The organism is Pseudomonas sp. No.117 (assembly GCF_054558395.1).
The window spans coordinates 269846-291179 of record NZ_BAAJNP010000008.1; the positions used below are offsets into that span (position 1 = coordinate 269846).

Genomic DNA, 21334 nt, shown 5'->3' on the forward strand with positions numbered 1-21334 from the left:
TTCAGAGGTAGTGCAGTTGCCCCGGCGGCCGGCGCAAGCGACTCAAGCACCCGGTAGCCAATGGCGGTGCGTTCGCTGCGCGTTCCTGGGCCTATCTCACGCATCAGGGAAGGCGCATTGACGTGCCTGCAGGGCTTCGAGCACCCAGCGCCTGTCGCTACGGCCTTCCGCGATGGCCTGCAGCTGGGCATGTTCGGCCTCGGATTTCGCCTTGGCCTTGGCATAGACCTTGTCAAGCTCGGTGAAAGGCACGCAGAGCAGGCCGTCCTCGTCGCCAATGATCAAGTCGCCCGGCTCGATCACCATGCCGGCGATCGCCACCGGGACGTTGATTTCCCCAGGTCCGTCCTTATAGGGACCGCGGTGTGTGATGCCAGCGGCGTACACCGGCAGGTCACGCTCGGCAATCGCGCGTGAGTCACGGATCGCTCCGTTTATCACGAAGCCGCCCAGGCCCTTCTGCTCTGCATAGCAGGTCATCAGCTCACCGATCAGCGCATTAGTGAGGTCACCGCCGGCATCCACGACGAGGACGTCGCCCGGTTGGGCGAGGTCGAGGGCATGGTGCAGCATCAGGTTATCTCCTGGGCGACATTTGACCGTGAGTGCCGGTCCGGCCAACACGCCACCGCGGTGCATGGGGCGCAGGGTGGCACCGGCAGCGGTCATACGGCTCATCGAGTCGCTGATATTGGCCACCGGCAGGGTACGAAAGCGAGCGATATGATCGGCGCTCGCCTGGCGGGTACGTGGCAATACTCTGAAGCCTACAGTCATGGTCGGTTTTCTCGTTCAGTGGGGCGCAATGCGGTAGAGCGTGGCGGCAGTCTGGCTGAACAGGCTCGCGCGTTCCGCGGCGCTGAAGTCCTCGGTCAAACGCTTGAAGGCGTTCCACAGCACGCCGTAGCCATACATACCCTTGTCGACTGGGAAGTTGCTTTCGAACAGGCAGCGCTGCACACCGAAGTGCTCGATGCAGTGCAGGATGTAGGGTCGCCACAGTTCGGCGAGCTGCAGGGAGGTTGGCGGCAGAGATCGCTGATGCAGGTCGAAACCCGATACGCCCATGCCCAGGCCACCCAGCTTGACGCTGACGTTCGGGCAGCGCGCCAGGCGAGTCATCGCCGCCGTCCAGTGCGCGTAGACCTCGTCGCGCCGCCCTTGATAAGGGCCTGCGCCCAGTGGCCCGCCCACGTGGTCCAGCACGATCCCTTGATTGGGCAGGTGCTCCGCCAGAGCGATCACTTCGTCGAGTTGGGTGTGGTAAGCCCAGACATCCAGCACGAGGCCGTATCGTTCCAGGCAACTGGCACCGCGAAGATAGGCTGGCTCGACGAGCGCGCCGGCCGGTGGCGGAACCGGATTGGTCACCAGGCGCGGATCGGGGTGCCAGGCTGTCGTGTTGCGGATGCCACGCAGACGGTCGCCGGATCGTTCGAGCATTTCTTCCAATACCGGCCGCACCGCGTCTCCGAGACCTAGGTCGGCACCGGCGATAATGGCAGCATTCATGCGAGTGGCGCCGTACCGCCCGCTGGCGCTGCGTTCCGCGATGGTAGTGGCGAACTGTACTTCCCCAACGCTCTGAAAAGCCACGGGACGGGCCATGTCGAACATCGAGCGGCACTGCACGTAAACGGTGGCGACCACCTTGTGCCCGGCGTGATCGATGTCCGCCTGATACTCGTCGGACAGGTAACGCTGGCCGCTACGGTCCCACAGGTGATGGTGCGCATCGATGATCGCCAGCGTCGGATCCAGCGCAGGCTCCTTCACCTGGGCCAGCCAGTCGGGGCGCGGCGCTATGTGGGGCGAGGCAGGGCGCGTGGCGTTCATCAGTGGGCCCGGATGTCGGCGATGAATTTCGCCGCGCGCGGGTGTTCGGGGGCACTGAAGAACGTCTCGGGTGCGGCTCGTTCGAGCACCCGCCCGGCATCCATGAACCAGATGCGATCGGCCACGTCCCGGGCGAAGCCCATCTCATGGGTCACGCAAATCATGGTCATGCCGTCAGCTGCCAGGGCCTTCATCACCTGCAACACCTCACCCACCATCTCTGGATCCAAGGCGCTGGTGGGTTCGTCGAACAGCATCACCGGCGGCTCCATCGCCAATGCTCTGGCAATGGCCACCCGCTGTTGCTGGCCACCCGAGAGTTGCGCCGGCATGGCGTCCGCCTTGTGGGCCAGGCCGACCTTCATGAGCAGTTCCTGGGCCTTCTGTGCAGTCTGGCTCTTGTCACGCTTGAGCACCGTGAGTGGGCCGATCATCACGTTGTCGAGCACTGACAGGTGCGGGAACAGGTTGAAGCTCTGGAAAACGAAGCCGATTCGGCTGCGCAGCGCGTTGAGATCGTTGCCCTTGCCATGCAGGTCATGGCCGTTCACCTCGATCTGTCCAGCTTGGATCTCCTCCAGGCGGTTGACGGTACGGATGAGCGTGGACTTGCCCGATCCAGAAGGCCCGCACACCACGACCACTTCACCAGCGGCAACGGTTTCGTTGACTTCGTGCAGCGCCTGATAGGTGCCATACCATTTGTTAACGCCCTTGAATGCGATCATTTGCTTTGCCCCAGCAATAAGGTGTTGCCCGCGGCAGTGCCGGTGGCGGTGGAACGGATACCGGCACGCTGGCGCCCGATGGCTACTTCCAGCCACTTGGCCAGGCGACTGAGCGAGAAGCACAGCACAAAGTAGAAACCAGCCAGCAACAGGTACACCTGGAACGGCTGGGTCAGCAGCTGGTTGTTCACCTGGTAGGCGGCGAAGGTCAGCTCCTGGGTGCCTATGAGGTAGGCGAGGGAGGTGTTCTTGGTGATCAGAATGAACTGGTTGACTATGCTCGGCAGCATGTTGAACAGCGCCTGGGGTAGTACCACCTTGCGCATTGCCTGGCCGTAGCTCATGCCAATGGCGCGAGCGGCTTCCATCTGGCCTCGCGGTACGGCGTCGATGCCGGCGCGAACCACCTCGCCCAGAAACGCACCTTCGTACACCACCAAGGCTACGACCATGGTCACGGTGCCGGAGATGTTCACTCCCGTGATGAGCGGAATCACGAAGTAGGCCCAGAAGATCAGCAGCAGCAGCGGGATCGAGCGCACCACGAAGGTGTAGCCCGTGGCGAGGTTACGCACGAAGGCCAGATTGGAGGTGCGAGCCAGGCCGATCCCTACCGCGATGGGGAAGGCCAGCACCAGGCTGGTGAGCGCCAGTACCAGGGTAAGCGCCAGCCCACCCAACGGCCCGTGAGGGTATTGGCCGACCAGTAGCATCACCCCGTAGTCGTGAAGGATATCGAGCATGAGTTACCTCGCCATGCGCAGGGTGATACGGCGTTGCCACCATCCACCCAACAGCATCAGGGTCCAGGAGCCGAGCAGGTAGAAGAGGCTGGCTACCGCGAAAGTCTGGAAGGTCATGTAGGTTTCGCCCTCGATCTGGCGAGTGACATACATCATCTCGCCGGTACCGATGGCCATGGCCAGCGCGGTGGACTTGAACAGGGCCAGAGCCTGGTTCACGAGTGACGGCGCCGCAGCGCGTACTGCCTGCGGGATCAGTACCTTGCGCAGAGTTTGCAGGTAGTTCATGCCCAACGCGGTAGCGGCCTCACGCTGGCCAGCGGGTAGCGCGCGGAACCCGCTGCGCAGGTCTTCACTGGTGTAGGCGGCCGCATTGAGCGTGAGGGCGATAACGGCGAACACCATCTCACCCCCCTGGGCATTGACCCAGTCCTGGGCGGCGACGGGCAGCAACTGGGGTACGCCGAAGTACCACACGAAAAGCTGCACCAGGCTAGGTACATTGCGGTGGTATTCAACGAAGGCGTCCACCAGCCAGCCGGCGGCCCGAATTGGCAGCAGGCGGATGCCCATCAGCACACAGGCCAGACCGAAGCCCAGCACCGCGCAGGTCAGGAACAGCTGCAAGGTGACGGCGATGCCGCCGAGAAAAAGATGCAGGTAGTTACCCTGCAACAGGGACGCGAAGCCATCGAAAAGGTGCACGGAAACCTCCAATAGGGTCGCCTGTCGGCGACCCTGAATCTGTCACTGGAAGTCGGAGAGCGGGGTCAGCTTCTTCTCACGGGCCAACTGGAATTCGGTCCCCGGGCCGTACCACTTGTCCCAGAGCGCTTGCAGTTCGCCGGTGGTTTCCATGTCTTGCAGTGCCTTGTCCACGGCCTGCGTCAAGGCTTCTTCACCTTTCTTGATGCCCAGGCAGTTGGGCTCGAAATGCAGCGCCTGGTCGAGGAAATGCATATTCTGCGCGCGAGCGTGGAAGCGAATCGCGGCGGGCTCGGTCATGGCCATGCCCTGGGTCTTGCCTTGCTGCAGGGCCAAGAAGGCCGAAGGTGCGTCTTCGAAGGCAACGACTGTGGAGCCTTGCAGTTGCTGACGCGCATACAGCTCGGGAGTGGAGCTTTTGATCGCGCTGATGCGCTTGCCCTTGAGGTCGTCAAAGGTCTTCAGGTTCGGATCCTTCACTAGAATCTTGATGGGCGTCTGGTAGTAGGCTGCAGAAAAGTTGATCTGCCCGGCGCGGTCTTTCGTGTAGCCCAGGGCGGCGGCGACCACGTCGGCGCGGCCGGATACCAGCGTCGGGATGCGTGCGCTTACCGCAATGCCCTGTAGCTCGGGCTTGACGCCCAGGTGTTGGGCCAGCGCCTTGCACACGTCCACGTCCAGACCGACGATCTCCCGCGTCGTAGGGTCCTGGTAACCGAGCGGTACGCTGTCCGTGAGAGTGGCGCAGCGAAGGGTTCCCCGCTCCTTGATGTCTTGCAGCGCGTCGGCCATGGCCGAGGAACAGGCCAGTAGGCTTAGTACAGCGAAAATTGCCCGTTTCATAGTCAGTTCTCTGTTACATGGTTAGGGCAGAAGGGTGACGCGCAGTCGTTGTTGTTCTAGTCGGTAATGCATCAAACCAAAGCTTCGCAGGCCGCCTTGATGCGTTGGCAACCTTCCTCGATCACCTCGGTGGAGGTGGCGAACGACAGCCGCAGGTAAGGTGACAGACCATAGGCCGCGCCGTGCAACACGGCCACCTGGGCTGCTTCGAGCAGATAGGTGCGCACGTCCAGGTCGGTGTTCAATACCTTGCCATCCGGGGTGCGCTTGCCCAGCAGGCCAGCGCAGTTGGGATAGGCATAGAAAGCGCCTTCGATCGGTCGGCAATGAAGGCCGGGCACCGCGTTCAGGCGCTCCATGATCAGCGCCCGGCGCCCGGCGAACAGCGTGGCGGCCTGCTCGACGAAGGCGGCGCCATCATCGAGCGCTGCGACGGCCGCTGCCTGGTTGACTCCTGAGGCGCCGCCTACGCTTTGCGACATCAACTTGTCCATGGCCTTCACCAGGGCTGCCGGGCCGCCGGCGAAGCCGATGCGCCAACCGGTCATGGCATAGGCCTTGGAGACACCGTTGACCACCAGCGTCCGCGCCTTCAAGGCCGGTGCCAGTAACGCAGGCGCGGCCAGGGCCTGGCCCTGGTAATTGAAGTGCTCGTAGATCTCATCGGTCATCAGCCACACCTGCGGATGCCGCAGCAGTACCTCGCACAGGGCCTGCAGCTCCACCTGACTGTAGATGGCGCCACTCGGATTGTTCGGGGTGTTGAGCACCAACCACTTGGTCCGTGGGGTGATGGCCGCCTCCAGTTGCGCGCCGGTGATCTTGAAACCCTGTTCGTCCGGACAGGCCACGATTACGGGCACGCCGCCGTTGAGTTTCACTACGTCCGGATAGGACACCCAGTAAGGCGAAGGGATGATCACCTCATCGCCTTCGTCCACCGTGCAACTGAAGGCGGTGTAGATCAGCTGCTTGGCTCCAGCGCCGACGATGAGTTCGTTCAGCGCGAAGTCCAGGCCATTTTCTCGAAGGAATTTACGTTGAACGGCCCGCTTGAGCCCGGGAGTGCCGGACGTTGCGGTATAGCGTGTGTGCCCAGCCAAGGCAGCGCTATGAGCAGCTTCTACAACCAGGGCAGGGCTGTCCAGGTCGGGCTCGCCTGCCGTGAAATCCAGTACCTTCACGCCCTGCGCTTGCAGCTCGGTCACACGCTCCTTGGCCGCCACGCTGGCCGATGGGCTGAAACGGTCGAGGCGGATGGACAAGGGATACGTCATGGAAGGGCCTTAGCGGGACGGGGAAGGATGTCACCGACGTTACCGATGGAGGCCTCGAATAAATAACGATATTTTATCTGCGGAATTCATCGCTTTTATGCATGACAGGAAAAGCCCGTGATCACCATCAAGCAAGTTGAAGCCGTGTATTGGGTCGCTCGTCTCGGTAGCTTCGACGCAGCTGCGGATCACCTCAACACCACCCAGTCGGCTGTTTCCAAACGCATCCAGGATTTAGAAGGCCGCTATGGACAGGCGCTGTTCGACCGCAGCGGCAGGCGGGCACTCCTCACGCCGCTGGGCGAGCAGATTTCACGTCTGGCCGAGCCGCTGCTCGCTCAGCGCGACGTGCTGGTACAGACCCTGGAGAGTCCTGCAACGCTGCAACGCAAGCTGCGCCTTGGAGTGACAGAGCTGACCGCGCTCACTTGGCTGCCAGATCTCGTGCACGGCATCCGCGAGCGCTACCCGAGAGTTGAAATCCTGCCGGAAGTTGACGTCAGCACGGTGCTGTACTCGCGCCTTGAGAGCAACTCCATCGACCTGATCATCGTCCCGGATATCTTCCCCAACCATCGTTTTACCAGCGAGCCGTTGGATGCCGTTGAGAACGCCTGGCTGTGCGCGCCAGGGCAAGCGGGTGACAACCTTCATTTGGCTGCGACAGCACTGGCGGAGCGTACCCTGGCGCTGCAAAGCGGGCAGTCGGGCATGGGGAGGGCCTATGGGCATTGGTTTCGCGAACAGGGTCTGGACGTAAGCCGGGCGATCTTCTGCAACAACCTGTTGGCGCAAATAGGTCTGGCGGTCAGCGGTCTCGCTACCTCCTACCTGCCGTGGCGCTCACTGAAACGAATGATCGACCGCGGGCAGTTGGTAGTCTTGCAGGTGACTCCAGCTTTGCCGCCGCTGCAGTACCAGGTGATCTACCGTGCGGTAGAGACCGATCCGTTCCTTGGTGGGATCAGGGAGATCGCTCAAAAGACGTGTGACTTCGGCAAGTTCATTATGCATTAGGGGAAGCCGTGCAGCTGGCGCGTTGCCGATTCACCCATGAAGTAATGTGGCGCGTATGCTTTAGCTTGGTAAGACCTTTAGATTAGCCAGTGACCCGCACAGCATCACGGATTGCGCCGGGGCCGGCGCGTACGGACCAGCAATTGGCTAACACTGGATTGTGCCGACATCGTCCTGCTCGGCCTGCCCGAGTATCGCCACCTACGCAACAACGTCCCAGCCAAGCGGGCCTTGGCGCCAACCCACAAGGGAAAGGGCCTAGGTCTGGCCTAGGTCAGCGCCCTTGGCCTTGAACCCTTAGCACCCGGCTGGTTATTTCGACCGAGCAATAACGGCTGCAAGTTTCAAAGACGCTACCGGCTCACCTCATAGGCGCACATGTTCACCGTCGCCGCCAGGTTGAGGGACTCGATGGCGCCCGAACCGCCAATGGTGAAGGGCTGGGCGCCAAGGGCCGTGAGCTGCTCGCGGGGAACGCCGCGGGCTTCGTTGCCGAACAGGTAGCAATCGAAGGTCTTGAATTCGGCCGCCTGCACGGGCGTGCCTTGCATGTCCAGGCAGGCCAGGCGAGGGAAGCGCTCCCGCAGGCCATCCAGTTCGACGTCCAGCTCCAGCGGGGTGTGGAAGATGGCGCCCATGCTGGCGCGGACGACCTTGGGATTGTAGGGGTCGACGCTGCCGGGGCTGAGCAGGCAGCGAAAACCGCCGAACCAGGCCAGGGTGCGCAGGATGGTGCCCAGGTTGCCCGGGTCCTGGATCTCATGCAGGTAGACGGCGCGCTCGCCTTCGATGGACACCGGCGGAGTCGACGAAGGCGCAGGCATGGGCACCACAGCCAGGATGCCTTGCGGGGTCTTGGTGTCGGCGAGCTGTGCCATCTGCCGGTCGCTGATCGGATGGGTCCGGAACGGACTCTGCCACTGCTCGTAGGCGCCGGTCACATAGAGCTCGGCACGCTGCAGCTCGGGATGCTGCAGGGCGGCCTTTTGCAGCTCCAGCGCCAGGTGCTCGCCCTCCACCAGAAAATGACCGAATTCGGCGCGGTACTTCTTCTGGTGGAGCTTCTTGATGTCGTCGAGCTTCATCAGCCAGCGACCCGCGCCAGCGGGGCGTCCTGCTCGCTACCTTCCGACAGCATCGCCTTGGCCAGGGCCTCGGCGACCTTGATGCCGTCAACCCCCGCGGAGAGGATGCCGCCGGCGTAACCGGCGCCTTCACCCGCGGGATAGAGGCCGCGCAGATTCAGGCTCTGCAGCGTCTCGTTGTCACGGGTGATGCGCACCGGCGAGGAGGTGCGGGTCTCGATACCGGTCAGGATGGCGTCATGGCGATCAAAGCCGCGGATCTGCTTGCCGAAGGCGGGCAGGGCTTCGCGGATAGCCTCGATGGCGTAGGCAGGCAGCGACGGCGCCAAGTCGCCCAGGCGTACGCCGGGCTTGTAGGAAGGCTCCACTTCGCCGAAGGCAGTGGAGGGTACGCCGCGAATGAAGTCGCCGACCAGTTGGCCGGGCGCCGAGTAGTCGCTGCCGCCCAGCTCATAGGCGCGCGATTCCAGGCGTTCCTGCAACTCGACGCCGGCCAGCGGATCGCCGGGGAAGTCCTGTTCGGGATTGATGCCGACCACGATGCCGGAGTTGGCGTTGCGCTCGTTACGCGAGTATTGGCTCATGCCATTGGTCACCACGCGACCCGGCTCGGAGGTGGCGGCCACCACGGTGCCGCCCGGGCACATGCAGAAGCTGTAGACGGCGCGGCCATTCTTGGCGTGATGGACCAGCTTGTAGTCGGCGGCACCTAGCTCCGGGTGGCCGGCGTACTTGCCCAGGCGAGCCTCGTCGATCATGCCCTGGGGGTGCTCGATGCGGAAACCGACGGCGAAGGGCTTGGCTTCGATATACACGCCCTGGCGGTGCAGCATGCGGAAGGTGTCGCGGGAGCTGTGGCCCAGGGCGAGCACCACATGGCGGCTACGCAGGGTCTCGCCGCTGGCCAGCACCACGCCTTCGAGCTGGCCGTCATCGATCAGCAGGTTGGTCACCTTGCTCTCGAAGCGGACCTCCCCGCCGAGGGCGATGATTTCCTCGCGCATGGCCGCGACCACGCCGGTGAGGCGGAAGGTACCGATGTGCGGCTTGCTGACGTAGAGGATCTCTTCCGGCGCGCCAGCGCGGACGAATTCGTGCATCACCTTGCGCGCGTAGAACTTCGGGTCCTTGATCTGGCTATAGAGCTTGCCGTCGGAAAACAGGCCGGCACCGCCTTCGCCGAACTGCACGTTGGATTCGGGGGTCAGCACCTTCTTGCGCCACAGCGCCCAGGTGTCCTTGGTGCGGCTCCGTACATCCTTGCCGCGCTCCAGCACGATGGGCTTGAAGCCCATTTGAGCCAGCAGCAGGGCGGCGAACAGGCCGCAAGGGCCGAACCCCACCACCAGCGGGCGCTCGGTTAGCTGGGCCGGGGCCTGGCCGACGGGGTAGTAGCCGGTATCCGGTGCAGGACGCACGTGCAGGTCATTGGCAAAGCGGGCCAGCACCGCTGCTTCGTCCCGTACTTGGAGGTCGATGATGTAGATGAACAGGATGACGCTGTTCTTCTTGCGCGCATCGTAGCTGCGCTTGAACACGGTGAAATCGAGGAGGTCGGCGTCGCGCAGCTTCAGACGCTCCAGGATGGCCTGGCGCAGTTCGGCGGGGGTGTGGTCAAGCGGCAGAGACAGTTCGTTGATGCGAATCATGACAATTATCCTGGCCGGTGACTCCGGCAAAGGAAGGGACGAGGAGGGGTAGGGCGGCGATTGTACCCGGCGGCCCCGGCGCTGTCAGGCCGGGACGATGGGCGCTCCACTGGGCGGCCTGGCGGTCGCTCCGGCGATCGCCGATTCGTCCCCGAGCGTTATCGGCTTATAATCGCCGCCACTTTGCGGCCGGCCAGACCTGGCGCGCGTCCGCTCCTCACCCGCTTTCCCGTGGTAGCTCCAACATGAAAAGATCCAAAAGCAGCCGTCGCTGGCTGGATGAACACGTCAACGATCCCTACGTCAAACGCGCTCAGAAAGACGGCCTGCGCTCGCGCTCCAGCTACAAGCTGATCGAGCTCAACGAGAAGGACAAGCTGATCCGTCCCGGCATGCTGGTCATGGACCTGGGCTCCGCGCCCGGCGGCTGGTCGCAGGTGGCCGGTGGCATCGTCGGCGACAAGGGCCGCGTGGTGGCCACCGACATCCTGCCCATGGGAGCCCTCGACAACGTCGACTTCGTCCAGGGCGACTTCACCGACGATGCCGTCTTCCAGAAGATCCTCGGCGTGCTCGATGGCCGCCAGCCCGATCTGATCGTCTCCGACATCGCGCCCAACATCAGCGGGGTCGCAGCCGCCGACCAGGCCGCCGCCATGTACCTGGTGGAGCTGACCCTGGACATGGTGCGCCAGGTGCTCAAGCCCGGCGGCAACTATGTGGTCAAGGTGTTCCAGGGCGAAGGCTCCGATGTTTTCCTGAAAGACGTACGCACCTCCTTCGAGAAGGTGTCGATCCGCAAGCCCGAGGCCTCGCGGCCGCGGTCGCGCGAGGTCTATCTGGTGGGCAAGGGCTTCAAGGGTTGAGCGAGCCTCGCTGGCGAGTGCGCTGACTCTCAGCCGTCGCCGGTCAATCAGCGAAACGGCGGTCTGGCAGTTGGAGGTGGGCACTCAGTGGCTCAGGACCGGTGAGCCCATCGCCCGGGTGCCAGCGGGAAAGCCATGGCGACGAGCCGAGCAGGCGATCGCCAGAGCGCTCAAGGCCAGCGCCAGCACGACCCAGATCAGGGATTGAGCGCCAAAGGTTTCCAACAGTACCCCACCGAGAATGCCGCCCCCGGCGATGGCGCTATTCCAGGTCACGACATTCATCGCCAGGGCCGCGTCGGCGCCCGAACCTGCCGTGTCGGCCAGGGCGGTCTGCAGCAGGGTAGCGGCGCCGCCGAAGGTCATCCCCCAGACGAATACGCCCAGGTACTGCACCAGGCTGGAATTGCTCTTGAGCCCTAGCAGCAGCGCTACCGCGGCGAAGGTCGCCAGGCTGACCAGTACCGCCCGCCGCAGACTGTGGTCGACGATACGACCGGTTATCCAGATGCCCAGCAGCGAGGCCGCGCCGAAGGTCAGCAGGACCAGATCGACGTGCTCGCGCAGCCCGGCCTGGGCGACGAAGGGGGCGATGTAGGTGTACAGGACGTTGTGCGCCAGCATCCAGATGAAGACCACCGCCAGGATGGCGCGGATGCCCGGGGTCTGCAGCACCTGGCGCAGCGGCAGCCGCTGGCCCGCGGTCTGGCCAGGATAGTCCGGTACCTTGGCCATCACCCAGACGATCAAGCCCAGGGTGAGGGCGGACATCGCCGCGAACGCGAGGCGCCATCCCAGCAGGCCCCCCAGCCAGGTCCCCAGCGGTACGCCCAGTGACAAGGCCACCGGGGTGCCGATCATCGCGACGGCCATCGCCCGCCCCTGGAGGCGCGGCACCACCATCCGCCGGGCATAGCCGGCCAGCAGGCTCCAGGCGAGTCCGGCAGCCGCCCCGGCGGCTAGCCGCGCGATCAAGGTCAGGGTGTAGCTGGAGGACAGGGCGGTCAGGGTATTGAACAGCAGGAATCCCAGGAGGGTAGCGAGGAGCACGCGGCGTCGCCGCCAGCCTGCCGTGGCGATCGTCAGCGGGATCGCGGCGACGAGTGACCCGACGGCATAGGCGGTCACTGTCTGGCCCGCCAGGGCGTTCGAGACGTCCAGCCCCTCGGCGATCTCGGGGAGTAAGCCTGCCGGGAGGGTCTCGGTCATGATGCAGATGAAGCCGGTCATGGCGAGGGCCAGCAGCGCGGCTACGGGAAGCCGCTCGGGATTAGCGTCTGAATTCACGGTAGGTACGTCCTTATATATGTATCGATCGATACATATATAAGCAGTCGCGTCTCTCATGGTCAACGATTTCTGTATCGATTAGTATTTAAGTCTGGTGAAGCGGGAGATCTGTCATGGCTCAATTGGGGCGTCCACGGTCGTTCGATCGCACCGAGGCGATCGACGCGGCAATGCTGCTGTTCTGGCGATACGGCTACGAAGCGACCTCTTTGGCGCGGCTGAAGGGTGCGATTGGCGGGGGCATCACGGCGCCCAGTTTCTATGCGGCCTTCGGCTCGAAAGAGGAACTGTTCAAGGAGGTGGTCGCCCGCTACATGGCGACCCATGGACGGGTGAACGACCCCCTGTTCGATGAAGCGCTGGCACCCCGTGTGGCTATCGAAACGGCCTTGCTGCGGTCGGCACGGATGCAATGCGATGAACGTCTGCCCAAGGGCTGTCTGGTTGCGCTCGGCATCCTGGGGTCCTATGCCGACGAAGAGAGCAGCGTGGCCCTGCCGCTGCGCCAGGCACGCGCCCGCACGCGGGCTGGCTTGCTGTCGTGCGTCAGGCGGGGAATCGCCCGCGGCGACCTCGCGGAAGGTACCGATGCCGACGCCTTGGCTGGCCTGTTCGAAGGCTTCATGTTGGGCCTCTCGCCGATGGCGCGCGACGGCGTGCCACTGACGGTGATCGAGGGGGCCGTCGGTCAGGCGATGCGGCTGTGGGACCTCAATTCCCTCGCGGGGAAAAGCGCAGCGCCTCACGGCTGATGGCGGTTTGTCGTGGCGCCTGGACGTCTGCACCGGGGAACAAGGTCTGCCCCCGTGGCTATCATTCCTGGCTCTAGGTATAGCGAATCAAGACGGCAGAGGATTCGGGTCCGATCCCGGCGGGACGCCTTTCCAGGGCCACGAAGGTCAACATCAGCTAGCGGCTAGCCGTTCTCGGCCAAGCCTGCCGGTGTCATGGCAACACCCGCTTTTAACGGCTGTCCGCCAGGGAGATGCGGTCGATGACAGCTTGATACGCCGCCAGGTCGAGAAACGCCTCGACTCTAGTTGCTCGGCCATCCCGTAGCTCGAAGATCCAGACGTAATCGTTTCTGTAGGGCTCACCATCCACCGCGGTACCCGTACCGTCCCACCGCACCACCACCGTGTCGCCCTGGGCCCAGATGGCTTGCACATTAGGCACGATGGGCTCGGCCAGGCGCTGCGCGAAAGGCCGAACGGCGCGTTGGAGAAAATCCTCGCGTCCTCGATAGACACCCGCCGCCGGCCCGCTGCCTTGAATCGTCCAGACCACCTCGGGCGAGAGGATGACTTCGAAAAAGCTGCCGCGGCCCGCCTGCCAATCCTTGAAGGCCTGCTCGATGAGTGCGCGGTTATGCTCCGGCGTGGACCGGCTTTGCGCGTTGCTCAGGCCACCAAAGAGTACGGCGCAAGCCAGTAGCCCGCTCATGGTCAAACGTTGCGAAAGGTTCATGACTGTACACTCCCGCAGCCAGCCCAGGGTGATGGCCGCATTGAAAGGGTTCGTTCCGATCGCCTGTGCCATCGGTAGAACACACCTTAGCGATACCCGCCTAGATGGATAACGGGTCGCCTGCTGGACGACATGGTTAGCCCGTCTTACCAGAGGTTGCGCTATGCAGCAGCTAGCGCTTAGCCGCCTGGTCTGGGGCCGTGCCAGGATTGGCCAGGAGGGTCTGGCGGCGTCCGAGGCCCTGCGAGCGCCTAGTAGGTAGATCAGCCGTGACGAGATCAGGCCCCCGGCGACACTACTGTCTCCGTCCTTCCTGGCAGGGACTCCGGCATCCAATCATTGCTGGATGTTGCGGTGATAATTGCCTGTGCGATAACAGTCGGGAGGCGGTTTCCAGGCACATATTGGCGGTGCTCTCCGCTTTTTGACGGCTGCCGAATTAAGCGCTGTTGGCAATCTCAGGTAAAACGGCTCTAGTGCAACCATCTCAGCAGATCTGCGTGTATGTCGCTTGCGGCTAACTTGGGTATGACCAGATAAGTCCTACCTTTGTTTATTAGCTCCTGTGCAAAAGGCATTGGTATGAAGCTCTGATTCATTACTCAGTCTAATTAGTCCTACCTTTACCTGATAGCTACTGGCCATTATGGTTGGTCAGTTCGTGTAGCCACGGGCGGCACGAGCTCAGGGGCAATGACTGCTGTCATGCACCTTCGGCGAGCGGCTTGGTGGTCCTGTGCAAGGGTGACTCTAGGCAAGTCGATGGCAGGAGGCGCACTCCACTGGGCATCTATTCAAGGATGAAAGGGCACTGGCGGAGCAAGCACAGTGAAATTCAATGCCATCTCCACCGCGGCCTCACTGGGCTTCCAGCGACAGCTCGCAGCGACCAACAGATCCGTCGCCCAGTCCTTGGAGCGGCTTTCCTCTGGCACTCGCCTCAACAATGCCCGGGACAACGCCGCCGGTCTGCAGATTTCCAACCGGTTGACGAGCCAAATCAATGGCCTTGGTGTCGCTATCCGGAATGCCAATGACGGCAACTCCATTGCCCAGACGGCAGAGGGCGCGCTTCAAGAGTCGACCAGAATGCTGCAGCGCATTCGCGAACTTGCGTTGAAGTCCGCTAACGGCTCGAACAGCGATGCGGACCGTACTGCCCTGAATGCTGAAGTCGGGCAACTCAAGAGCGAACTCGACCGGATCAGCGACACCACGACGTTTGGCGGTCGTAAGCTGCTCGATGGATCCTTCGGTACGGTGGGTTTTCAGGTTGGTGCAGGGGCGAATCAACTCATCAACCTCGGTCTTGCCCAAACGAATGCGGCGGCACTCACCGGTAGCCTCTATGAAGGGCGAAGCAACAAGGTGGAGCTCGCGGTCATCGTTGAAAGTGCTGGGGGGCAGTTGCGTCAAGTGCCTTTCCAGGCGGGACGTGTCGATATCACGCTAGGCTTCGATCAGGGTGAGAAAACCGTCTCGATAAACGTGGCCGAGAACGAAGACCAGAAGATAGTGGCGCGCAAGATCACCGAAGCGATCAACGGCGCCAGTCTCGGTGTTGGTAGCTACCTCAACAGCGATAACTCGATCAGCTACGTGTCCGGCGCAGGGCGGTACGGCGGGTCATCCTTGCAGACCGTGAAGCTCAGCGTTCCCGCGCAAGGCGGTCTCGACGGTATCGCGATCTTCGGTGCAGAGATCGCGAACTCGGGACCAGGGATCACCAATGCCATGCAGAAGGTGACCAATAGCCGGGTTGCCGACATCGACATCAGTACGGCCCGAGGTGCACAGGCTGCGATCTACATAGCGGATGGTGCCCTGAAGCAGATCGACGATCTGCGGGCGAGGCTGGGGGCTACCCAGAACAGATTCGACAGCGCGGTCTCGAATCTGCAGAACATCCGGGGCAACGTGATGGCGGGCCGAAGCGTAATCAGGGATACCGACTATGCCGCCGAAGCGGGGCGGCTCTCGCGGGATCAGATCCTTCAGCAGGCGTCGATTGCCATGATCGCGCAGGCCAATCAGCAGATGAAAGGTGTCTTGCGACTGCTGGGCTGACCGGTGACCGCGAGCGCTTGGCGTCCCCGCGAGGCAGCCGTTTTTGGCTAGCCCTGATATTTCACCGTTGATGCCCCCCTGCCGTCTAGGGCGACACATCCATCATGTCTTTTCATTACTCATCATTCCCGCCTACGCCTATCCGATGGCAAAATCCTTGAAGACCTCAGGCAAGAGCGGGTGCATGTCCTTGGCAAGATCCCCTCTAGAAAACCCGCGGTGGACTTGCGTTCCCACGTTGGCCTTGAGCAGTAGGTAGAGGCGGATCCCGTTTGGCCGTCAGACAGCCAGCGACGGCGGGGAGCTACCGTCTGGTCGTTAGATGGCACCCAAGGCGATCGTCCTCGATGCGCCAACGCCCTTCGTTATCCCTCGGATTTCCATCAGAGTTCGCCATGCCCATCGACGTCGACGCTATTCCAGACAGCCCCGCCTTTCCCAAGGAGGCAGACGTCGTGGTCATCGGCGGGGGGATCGTGGGAGCCTGCACCGCCTACGAGCTCGCCCGTGCCGGCGTTTCCGTGGCGTTGGTGGAAAAGGGGCGGGTAGGGTGCGAGCAATCCGGGCGCAACTGGGGGTGGGTGCGCCAGCAGAATCGCGACCTGTTCGAGCTGCCCCTGGCGATGTACAGCTTGCGGCGTTGGGGCGAGCTGGGCGCTGAAATCGGCATGGACTTAGGCTTCCGGCGCGAGGGCATTCTCTACGGCACCCGGCAGGAGGCCGATGTCGCCCGCTGGGAGCGTTGGGGGCAGGGCGCCAAGGAGCTCGGTTTCGTCAGCCACCTGCTCTCCGCCGAGGAAACCAAGCGGCGCCTGGGCAGCGCGATCTCCGGCTGGGTAGGTGGGCTCTGGTCGCCGGACGATGGCCGCGCCGAGCCGTCGAAGGCCGCGCCCGCGATAGCCAAGGGCGCCCAGGCACTTGGCGCGAGCCTTCACCAGCAGTGTGCGGCGCGGGGACTCGAGATCACCAATCGCCGGGTGACCGGGGTCTGGACCGAACATGGCTTGATCAAGGCATCCACCGTCGTCTGCGCGGGCGGCGCCTGGAGTTCTCGCCTGCTACGCCAGTCTGGTATCGAGCTGCCGGTGGCCAATATCGTCGGTACGGCGTTACGGACTACGGTCGCCCCCGAGGTGTTCGCCGGCTGCCTGAGTACGCCGGATTTCGCGCTCAGGCGGCGGCTCGACGGCGCCTATACCGTGGCCATCCCCGGCTTCGGGCGGATGGAGCTGGCTCCCCAGGGCATCCGCTATGCGGCTAAATTCCATGAGATGTACCGAGCCAAGCTGGCGAAGAAGTTGAAGATCCGGATCGGTCGCAGCTTCTTCGCGGGCCCCGAGGCATTGGGCAGCTGGACCCTGGACCAGGTGTCGCCTTTCGAGAAGATCCGCATACTCGACCCGGTGCCCGATCGCGAATTCCTGTACATGGCGATCGAGCGCCTTACCCGCGAGTTTCCGTTGCTGGCCGGGATCAAGGTAGCCCATGCCTGGGCCGGATTGATCGATACGACCCCGGACATAGTGCCGGTGATTTCCTCGGTGGCGACGCTCCCCGGCTTGGTCATAGCTTCAGGTTTCAGTGGTCACGGCTTCGGTATCGGACCCGGGGCGGGGCGCCTGGTCAAGGAGCTGGTGCTGAACGAGAAGCCCTTCGTCGATCCCGCACCCTATCGCCTGTCGCGCTTCAGTGACGGCTCGAAAATCCGGCGGCCCGAGATGATGTAGAGGGCGCTTTGGTCAGGGCATTGCCGGAGGTTTGACGTGGCGACCTCTGGCAGTGCAGTTGCTTACGGCCACGGCTTGGCTAGCAATGGGGCCGTGACGCTGGTATGCGCCTAGGGCCGGAAGGGGCGCAGCGGACGTCCCGCCAATTGCCTGGCCAGGGCAATGAAGTTGCACGAGGCAGGTGATGGATTGAAGGCGCGGCAGGCGAGGGTAATAGGTGCCACCAGCCTGGGCCGGGCCTCACAAATGGCGCAGTAGAAGATGCTGTCTCTATGCACCTCGGCCATGGACGCAGGGACTGCTGAAATACCTGCTCCGGCCGCGACGAGGCTAAGATTGGTCAGCATGCGGTCCACCTCGAAGGCGATTTTCGGCTCGAACCCGGCGTGACGACAGGCATTCAGCAGATTGGCGTACATACCCGGGGCGCCGGGCTTGCGGACCAGGATGAATGCCTCGTCCGCGAGGGCCGGCAGGGGCAGTCCCTGTTGCCTTACCCGTTCCAGGGCTGCGGGTGTGAGCCCTTCCAAGAGGTGATGACGGGCAGGTAGGGCCAGGAGCATCGCCTCGTTGAGCAAGCGGTGAAAGGCCACCTCCTCGGGCGCGTCGACCGGTGCGCGCAGGATACCGATGTCTAGGCGCCCCTCCGCGACACCGTGGGTGAGTCCTTGGGCGTTGTCCTCGGCGATCACGATGTCGACGTCCGGGTAACGCTCCCGGTAGCCACGAATGATGCGGGGGATCAGCGCATGAGCGGCCGCCGAACTGGTGAATCCGAGGGCCAACGTGCCGTCTACGCCCTGGGCGACGCGTGCTGCCCGATGAGCTCCCTGGTCGACGCGGGCCAGGATGTCGCGCGCGTCCTCGAGAAAGGCGGCGCCTCCGGCAGTGAGTGCTACGCCCCGGGGATGGCGAAGGAACAGCGCGAAGCCGAGTTCGGCCTCCAGCGCCCGGATCTGCTGGCTGAGCGGGGGCTGTTGCATGTTCAAGCGCGCGGCCGCCCGGGTGAAGTGCTGCTCTTCGGCAACCATGACGAAGTAACGTAGATGCCGCAGTTCCATGGGTTCGCCTGATCTCTTAAGCGCCGGCGTACCCGGCCGATCGATTAGGATGGTGGCGCGAGGTGGTCGCTACCACCTTCTACAATAACAACAACTTCGGAGTTCGAATGGGCGCGAGGCTCGCTCGCAACGGTACTGTGCAGATTGCCGTGGCGGTTATCGGTGGTGTTTTACTGGGACTTTGGCAGCCCGCGTGGGCGGTCGCCATGAAGCCCTTGAGTGATCTGTTTCTGTCTACCCTCGGCTCGCTCATACCCCTGGTGATGTTCACCCTGATCGTGTCGGCGATCGCCCGGCTGGACCGGGGTGCTGGAGTCCTGGCCACGCGGATGGTGCTGTATTTCCAACTAATGTCCTTGCTGTCCCTGGTGGTGGGACTGCTCGTCGGCTGGTTGATCCTTCCGGGCGCTTCGGTAGACCTCGACCTCGTACCGGGTGGGTGGGATGGCGCCGAGCAGGCCGACACCCTACTTTCCGCGCCAGTCGCTCCACTTTCCTCTGTCAGCAATACTCTTCCAGGAATGCTGGTAGGGGCGTTCACTCACGGCATCATGTTGCCGCTGCTGTCACTCGCCGTTGTGCTGGGCCTCACCTGGCGCTATCTGGGCGACTGGGGATTGCCCTGGCTGGTCGGTCTCGAGCGGGCCGCGGCGCTGTTCTTGCGGTTGCTGCGGCTTTTCGTCCGGCTGGCGCCTATCGCTGCCTTTGGGGCGATGGCCTATACCGTGGCGCACTATGGCGGAGCCTCGCTCTGGCCGCTCCTGAAGTTCCTGCTTGCTGTCTATCTGGCTTCCCTGGTCTTCGTTTTCGGCGTGTTGGGTCTGGTTGCCCGGCTGAGCGGCTTTGCCCTATTGCGCTTGGTGCTCTGGCTGAGGCGCGAATTACTGCTCGTCGTGGTCACCGGCTCTTCGGTCGCCGCCTTACCGGCGCTGATCGGACGTCTCGAACAGGCAGGTTGCCCGCCAGGGCTGGTGCGCCTGTCACTCACCACGGGCTATACCTTCAACCTGGCTGGCTCGAACCTCTATATTGCGGTCGCTCTGCTATTCCTCACCCAGTTCGTCGGCGTCGAGCTATCGATAGCGCAGTTGGCCATCTTCGTGGTTGTTGGACTCATCACTACCCTAGGCTCGACGAGCGTAGCGGGCTCGGCCTTCCTGACGCTGGCGGCGACGCTGGCGATTCTGCAGCTCATCCCCTTGGAAGGGGCTGGCATGCTGTTGGGGGTCGAGCGGCTGATGAAGTGCCGGTCGATCACCAACGTGTTGGGCAACTGCGTCGCCTGCCTGGCGCTGGCGCGCTGGCAGGGAACGCTCGATGACCAGCGGCTGGGAGCTGCTCTGGCGTCCTGAAACGCCGGAGGCATCAGTTCTTCAGCAGCTTGGCAAAGGCCTGGTCGAGGTTGGTATCGGCTTCGGCCAGACGTTGCCGGCGACCTTTGGTCCAGTCGACATCGGCCTGCAGGGTCTTCTTCGCCTCACTCAGCATGCGCTGCACTTCGGCGGGCTGCGGACCACCCGTACCGACCCTCGTCCTGACCATGGCGACGGGGGAAAGCGCTGCGCGGAACTCGTCTTCCTTGAGGGGCAGCTTGGTGTCCTTCCACTGGTACTTCGCGGCAGCCTGGGTATAGAGCTCCTGGGCCTTGGCGAAGGGGAAGGTCTTGGGTGTGAAGCCTTCGTTGCGAGCCTCGGTGACGATCAACGAGGCGAAGCTGTGGCCAATGCGGAAGGGCACCTGATGTCCGCGTTCCAGGGTGTCGGCCAGCTCCATCGACGTGGTCCATTCGTTCTCGAGCTCCTCCAGGGCGCGCTGGGGGTTGACGGTGAGGGCGTCCAGCACGCGGTCCATGCTGATGAACATACCTATGGCGGAATCGTAGAAATTCAGGTCGTCGAAGGCGAACTTGTAGTCCGTCATGCCCGTGGTCACGTTGTGCGCGCGCAAGGTGATGGTTTGTGCCAGGCCTATGGTGTCCGAGGCCGCTTCGCGGGTGCGCATCAACAGTCCGGGGTTACGCTTCTGCGGCATGGCGCTGCTGGTGTAGGTGGAGCCTTCGTCCAGCAGTAGCCAGGGGCGGATCTGGTGGTACTGGGTGTGAATGTCGCCAATCATCGCGCCGAGACGGATCGCCGAGGAGGCGGCGATGTCGGCCGCTTCGATGGGAATGTCGTAGGTGGAGACCTGACTGGAATCCAGCGAGTTCTGGCGAACGCCGTCGAAGCCGAGCAGCGAGGCTAGCCGTTCACGATTTAGGGGATAGGCGGAGTTGGCCAGTACCGCGGTACCCATGGGGCTAAGATTGAGGCGCTCGTAGAGCTGCGCGATGCGTTGGGCGTCGCGAGCGAAGGAGTCGGCGTAGGCGAGTAGGTAGTGGGCATAGGAGATCGGCATTGCCTGGACGCCGTTGGTATAGGCCGGCACCAGCGTATCGACGTTCGCCGCCGCGATGGTGAGCAGCCGCTGGCGGGTCGCGTTCATGGCGTCGCTGTAGGCCAGTACCTGTCCGCGCAGGGAGGCCAGGCGATAGGTCGCGTAGATATCCTGCCGACTACGCCCTGAATGGATCAGCGATGCCTCCGGGCCGATCTTGTCGGTCATGATGCGTTCCAGCTGGAGGATGTCACTGGGACGTTTGCCATCCGGCTGGCCGCCTTGATCGATGGCGTACTCGACGCCGCCGGCGATCTTGCGTCCCATCTCCGGGGCGACAATGCCTTCCTCGGTCAGCATCACGATGGACGCCTTGTTGATACGGTTCAACCAGTCGAACTGGTCTTCGACGCCGCCCGCACGCGCGCCGCTGTGCTCGACGGTGCCGCCGATTCGGGCTACTTGCGCCTGGCACTCGGCGGTGGTTTTGCAAGAGGTATCGGCGGTATTGGCCGCCAGGGCCAGGTTGCCGCTGGCCAAGTTGATCAGTAGGGCAAGGGGCAGTAGACGCGGGATGGCGAGCATGGCAGGTGATCCTCT

The 21334-nt window shown here is 63.2% G+C and carries 19 protein-coding genes; 6 read left to right on the forward strand and 13 right to left on the reverse strand.

Translation table 11 applies throughout. The features are described 5' to 3' along the window. Positions 1-96: 96 nt before the first annotated feature. The 7 genes from ACYJP6_RS20475 to ACYJP6_RS20505 form a co-directional block, all read right to left on the reverse strand. Positions 97-777: an RraA family protein gene (locus ACYJP6_RS20475; protein ID WP_459477332.1), complete on the reverse strand. Its 681-nt coding sequence runs from the start codon at positions 775-777 to the stop codon at positions 97-99. A gap of 15 nt (positions 778-792) precedes the next feature. Beyond that, positions 793-1836: an amidohydrolase family protein gene (locus ACYJP6_RS20480; RefSeq protein ID WP_459477334.1), complete on the reverse strand. Its 1044-nt coding sequence runs from the start codon at positions 1834-1836 to the stop codon at positions 793-795. Next, entirely contained in the window at positions 1836-2564 is a 729-nt protein-coding gene (locus tag ACYJP6_RS20485; RefSeq protein ID WP_459477336.1) for an amino acid ABC transporter ATP-binding protein, read from the reverse strand. Before ACYJP6_RS20485 ends, ACYJP6_RS20480 begins: the two co-directional genes overlap by 1 nt. Next, the gene (locus ACYJP6_RS20490) at positions 2561-3307 is read right to left on the reverse strand and encodes an amino acid ABC transporter permease (protein ID WP_459477338.1); all 747 of its coding nucleotides are present in this window, start codon (positions 3305-3307) and stop codon (positions 2561-2563) included. The genes ACYJP6_RS20485 and ACYJP6_RS20490 overlap by 4 nt, the downstream gene beginning before the upstream one ends. Positions 3308-3310: 3 nt before the next feature. Continuing rightward, positions 3311-4012, reverse strand: a complete 702-nt coding sequence (locus tag ACYJP6_RS20495) for an amino acid ABC transporter permease (protein WP_459477340.1) — start codon at positions 4010-4012, stop codon at positions 3311-3313. A 42-nt stretch (positions 4013-4054) separates the two neighbouring features. Then, the gene (locus ACYJP6_RS20500; protein WP_459477341.1) at positions 4055-4804 is read right to left on the reverse strand and encodes a transporter substrate-binding domain-containing protein; all 750 of its coding nucleotides are present in this window, start codon (positions 4802-4804) and stop codon (positions 4055-4057) included. A 122-nt stretch (positions 4805-4926) separates the two neighbouring features. Further along, entirely contained in the window at positions 4927-6132 is a 1206-nt protein-coding gene (locus tag ACYJP6_RS20505; protein WP_459477343.1) for an aminotransferase class I/II-fold pyridoxal phosphate-dependent enzyme, read from the reverse strand. Between the two features lie 117 nt (positions 6133-6249). Here ACYJP6_RS20505 and ACYJP6_RS20510 point away from each other — a divergent pair, with 117 nt between their 5' ends. After that, a complete protein-coding gene (locus tag ACYJP6_RS20510) occupies positions 6250-7149 on the forward strand; it encodes a LysR family transcriptional regulator (protein WP_459477345.1) in 900 nt (299 codons plus the stop codon). 353 nt (positions 7150-7502) lie between these two features. On the opposite strand, the gene ACYJP6_RS20515 is transcribed toward ACYJP6_RS20510, so the two are convergent. Both ACYJP6_RS20515 and ACYJP6_RS20520 read right to left on the reverse strand, forming a co-directional pair. Further along, positions 7503-8234, reverse strand: a complete 732-nt coding sequence (locus ACYJP6_RS20515; protein ID WP_459477347.1) for a TrmH family RNA methyltransferase — start codon at positions 8232-8234, stop codon at positions 7503-7505. Next, complete coding sequence (locus ACYJP6_RS20520) at positions 8234-9883, reverse strand: NAD(P)/FAD-dependent oxidoreductase (RefSeq protein ID WP_459477349.1); 1650 nt, start codon at positions 9881-9883, stop codon at positions 8234-8236. The genes ACYJP6_RS20515 and ACYJP6_RS20520 overlap by 1 nt, the downstream gene beginning before the upstream one ends. 245 nt (positions 9884-10128) lie before the next feature. Between ACYJP6_RS20520 and rlmE the strand changes: the two genes are divergently transcribed. Beyond that, the gene (gene rlmE, locus ACYJP6_RS20525; protein ID WP_007158737.1) at positions 10129-10749 is read left to right on the forward strand and encodes a 23S rRNA (uridine(2552)-2'-O)-methyltransferase RlmE; all 621 of its coding nucleotides are present in this window, start codon (positions 10129-10131) and stop codon (positions 10747-10749) included. Positions 10750-10833: 84 nt separating this feature from the next. Here rlmE and ACYJP6_RS20530 read toward each other — a convergent pair whose 3' ends face one another. Next, on the reverse strand, positions 10834-11979 hold the full coding sequence (locus tag ACYJP6_RS20530) for an MFS transporter (protein WP_459477517.1): 1146 nt from the start codon (positions 11977-11979) through the stop codon (positions 10834-10836). 173 nt (positions 11980-12152) lie between these two features. On the opposite strand from ACYJP6_RS20530, the gene ACYJP6_RS20535 reads away from it, so the two are divergent. After that, a complete protein-coding gene (locus ACYJP6_RS20535; protein WP_459477351.1) occupies positions 12153-12791 on the forward strand; it encodes a TetR/AcrR family transcriptional regulator in 639 nt (212 codons plus the stop codon). A 211-nt stretch (positions 12792-13002) separates the two neighbouring features. Here ACYJP6_RS20535 and ACYJP6_RS20540 read toward each other — a convergent pair whose 3' ends face one another. Beyond that, the gene (locus ACYJP6_RS20540; RefSeq protein WP_459477353.1) at positions 13003-13578 is read right to left on the reverse strand and encodes a nuclear transport factor 2 family protein; all 576 of its coding nucleotides are present in this window, start codon (positions 13576-13578) and stop codon (positions 13003-13005) included. A 756-nt stretch (positions 13579-14334) separates the two neighbouring features. On the opposite strand from ACYJP6_RS20540, the gene ACYJP6_RS20545 reads away from it, so the two are divergent. Beyond that, positions 14335-15573, forward strand: a complete 1239-nt coding sequence (locus ACYJP6_RS20545) for a flagellin N-terminal helical domain-containing protein (protein WP_459477355.1) — start codon at positions 14335-14337, stop codon at positions 15571-15573. Positions 15574-15968: 395 nt separating this feature from the next. Next, positions 15969-17300, forward strand: a complete 1332-nt coding sequence (locus tag ACYJP6_RS20550) for an NAD(P)/FAD-dependent oxidoreductase (RefSeq protein ID WP_459477357.1) — start codon at positions 15969-15971, stop codon at positions 17298-17300. A gap of 110 nt (positions 17301-17410) precedes the next feature. Here the strand turns inward: ACYJP6_RS20550 and ACYJP6_RS20555 are convergent, their stop codons facing one another. Beyond that, complete coding sequence (locus tag ACYJP6_RS20555) at positions 17411-18361, reverse strand: LysR family transcriptional regulator (protein ID WP_459477359.1); 951 nt, start codon at positions 18359-18361, stop codon at positions 17411-17413. Between the two features lie 62 nt (positions 18362-18423). Between ACYJP6_RS20555 and ACYJP6_RS20560 the strand changes: the two genes are divergently transcribed. Beyond that, on the forward strand, positions 18424-19713 hold the full coding sequence (locus ACYJP6_RS20560) for a cation:dicarboxylate symporter family transporter (RefSeq protein WP_459477361.1): 1290 nt from the start codon (positions 18424-18426) through the stop codon (positions 19711-19713). 13 nt (positions 19714-19726) lie between these two features. Here the strand turns inward: ACYJP6_RS20560 and ACYJP6_RS20565 are convergent, their stop codons facing one another. After that, positions 19727-21319, reverse strand: a complete 1593-nt coding sequence (locus ACYJP6_RS20565) for an argininosuccinate lyase (protein ID WP_459477363.1) — start codon at positions 21317-21319, stop codon at positions 19727-19729. Positions 21320-21334: the final 15 nt, after the last annotated feature.

Coding starts and splice junctions, on each gene's coding strand:
- ACYJP6_RS20475 (WP_459477332.1), bottom strand. CDS start 777: ATGACTGTAGGCTTCAGAGTATTGCCACGTACCCGCCAGGCGAGCGCC.
- ACYJP6_RS20480 (WP_459477334.1), bottom strand. CDS start 1,836: ATGAACGCCACGCGCCCTGCCTCGCCCCACATAGCGCCGCGCCCCGAC.
- ACYJP6_RS20485 (WP_459477336.1), bottom strand. CDS start 2,564: ATGATCGCATTCAAGGGCGTTAACAAATGGTATGGCACCTATCAGGCG.
- ACYJP6_RS20490 (WP_459477338.1), bottom strand. CDS start 3,307: ATGCTCGATATCCTTCACGACTACGGGGTGATGCTACTGGTCGGCCAA.
- ACYJP6_RS20500 (WP_459477341.1), bottom strand. CDS start 4,804: ATGGCCGACGCGCTGCAAGACATCAAGGAGCGGGGAACCCTTCGCTGC.
- ACYJP6_RS20505 (WP_459477343.1), bottom strand. CDS start 6,132: ATGACGTATCCCTTGTCCATCCGCCTCGACCGTTTCAGCCCATCGGCC.
- ACYJP6_RS20515 (WP_459477347.1), bottom strand. CDS start 8,234: ATGAAGCTCGACGACATCAAGAAGCTCCACCAGAAGAAGTACCGCGCC.
- ACYJP6_RS20520 (WP_459477349.1), bottom strand. CDS start 9,883: ATGATTCGCATCAACGAACTGTCTCTGCCGCTTGACCACACCCCCGCC.
- rlmE (WP_007158737.1), top strand. CDS start 10,129: ATGAAAAGATCCAAAAGCAGCCGTCGCTGGCTGGATGAACACGTCAAC.
- ACYJP6_RS20530 (WP_459477517.1), bottom strand. CDS start 11,979: ATGACCGGCTTCATCTGCATCATGACCGAGACCCTCCCGGCAGGCTTA.
- ACYJP6_RS20535 (WP_459477351.1), top strand. CDS start 12,153: ATGGCTCAATTGGGGCGTCCACGGTCGTTCGATCGCACCGAGGCGATC.
- ACYJP6_RS20540 (WP_459477353.1), bottom strand. CDS start 13,578: ATGGCACAGGCGATCGGAACGAACCCTTTCAATGCGGCCATCACCCTG.
- ACYJP6_RS20550 (WP_459477357.1), top strand. CDS start 15,969: ATGCCCATCGACGTCGACGCTATTCCAGACAGCCCCGCCTTTCCCAAG.
- ACYJP6_RS20555 (WP_459477359.1), bottom strand. CDS start 18,361: ATGGAACTGCGGCATCTACGTTACTTCGTCATGGTTGCCGAAGAGCAG.
- ACYJP6_RS20565 (WP_459477363.1), bottom strand. CDS start 21,319: ATGCTCGCCATCCCGCGTCTACTGCCCCTTGCCCTACTGATCAACTTG.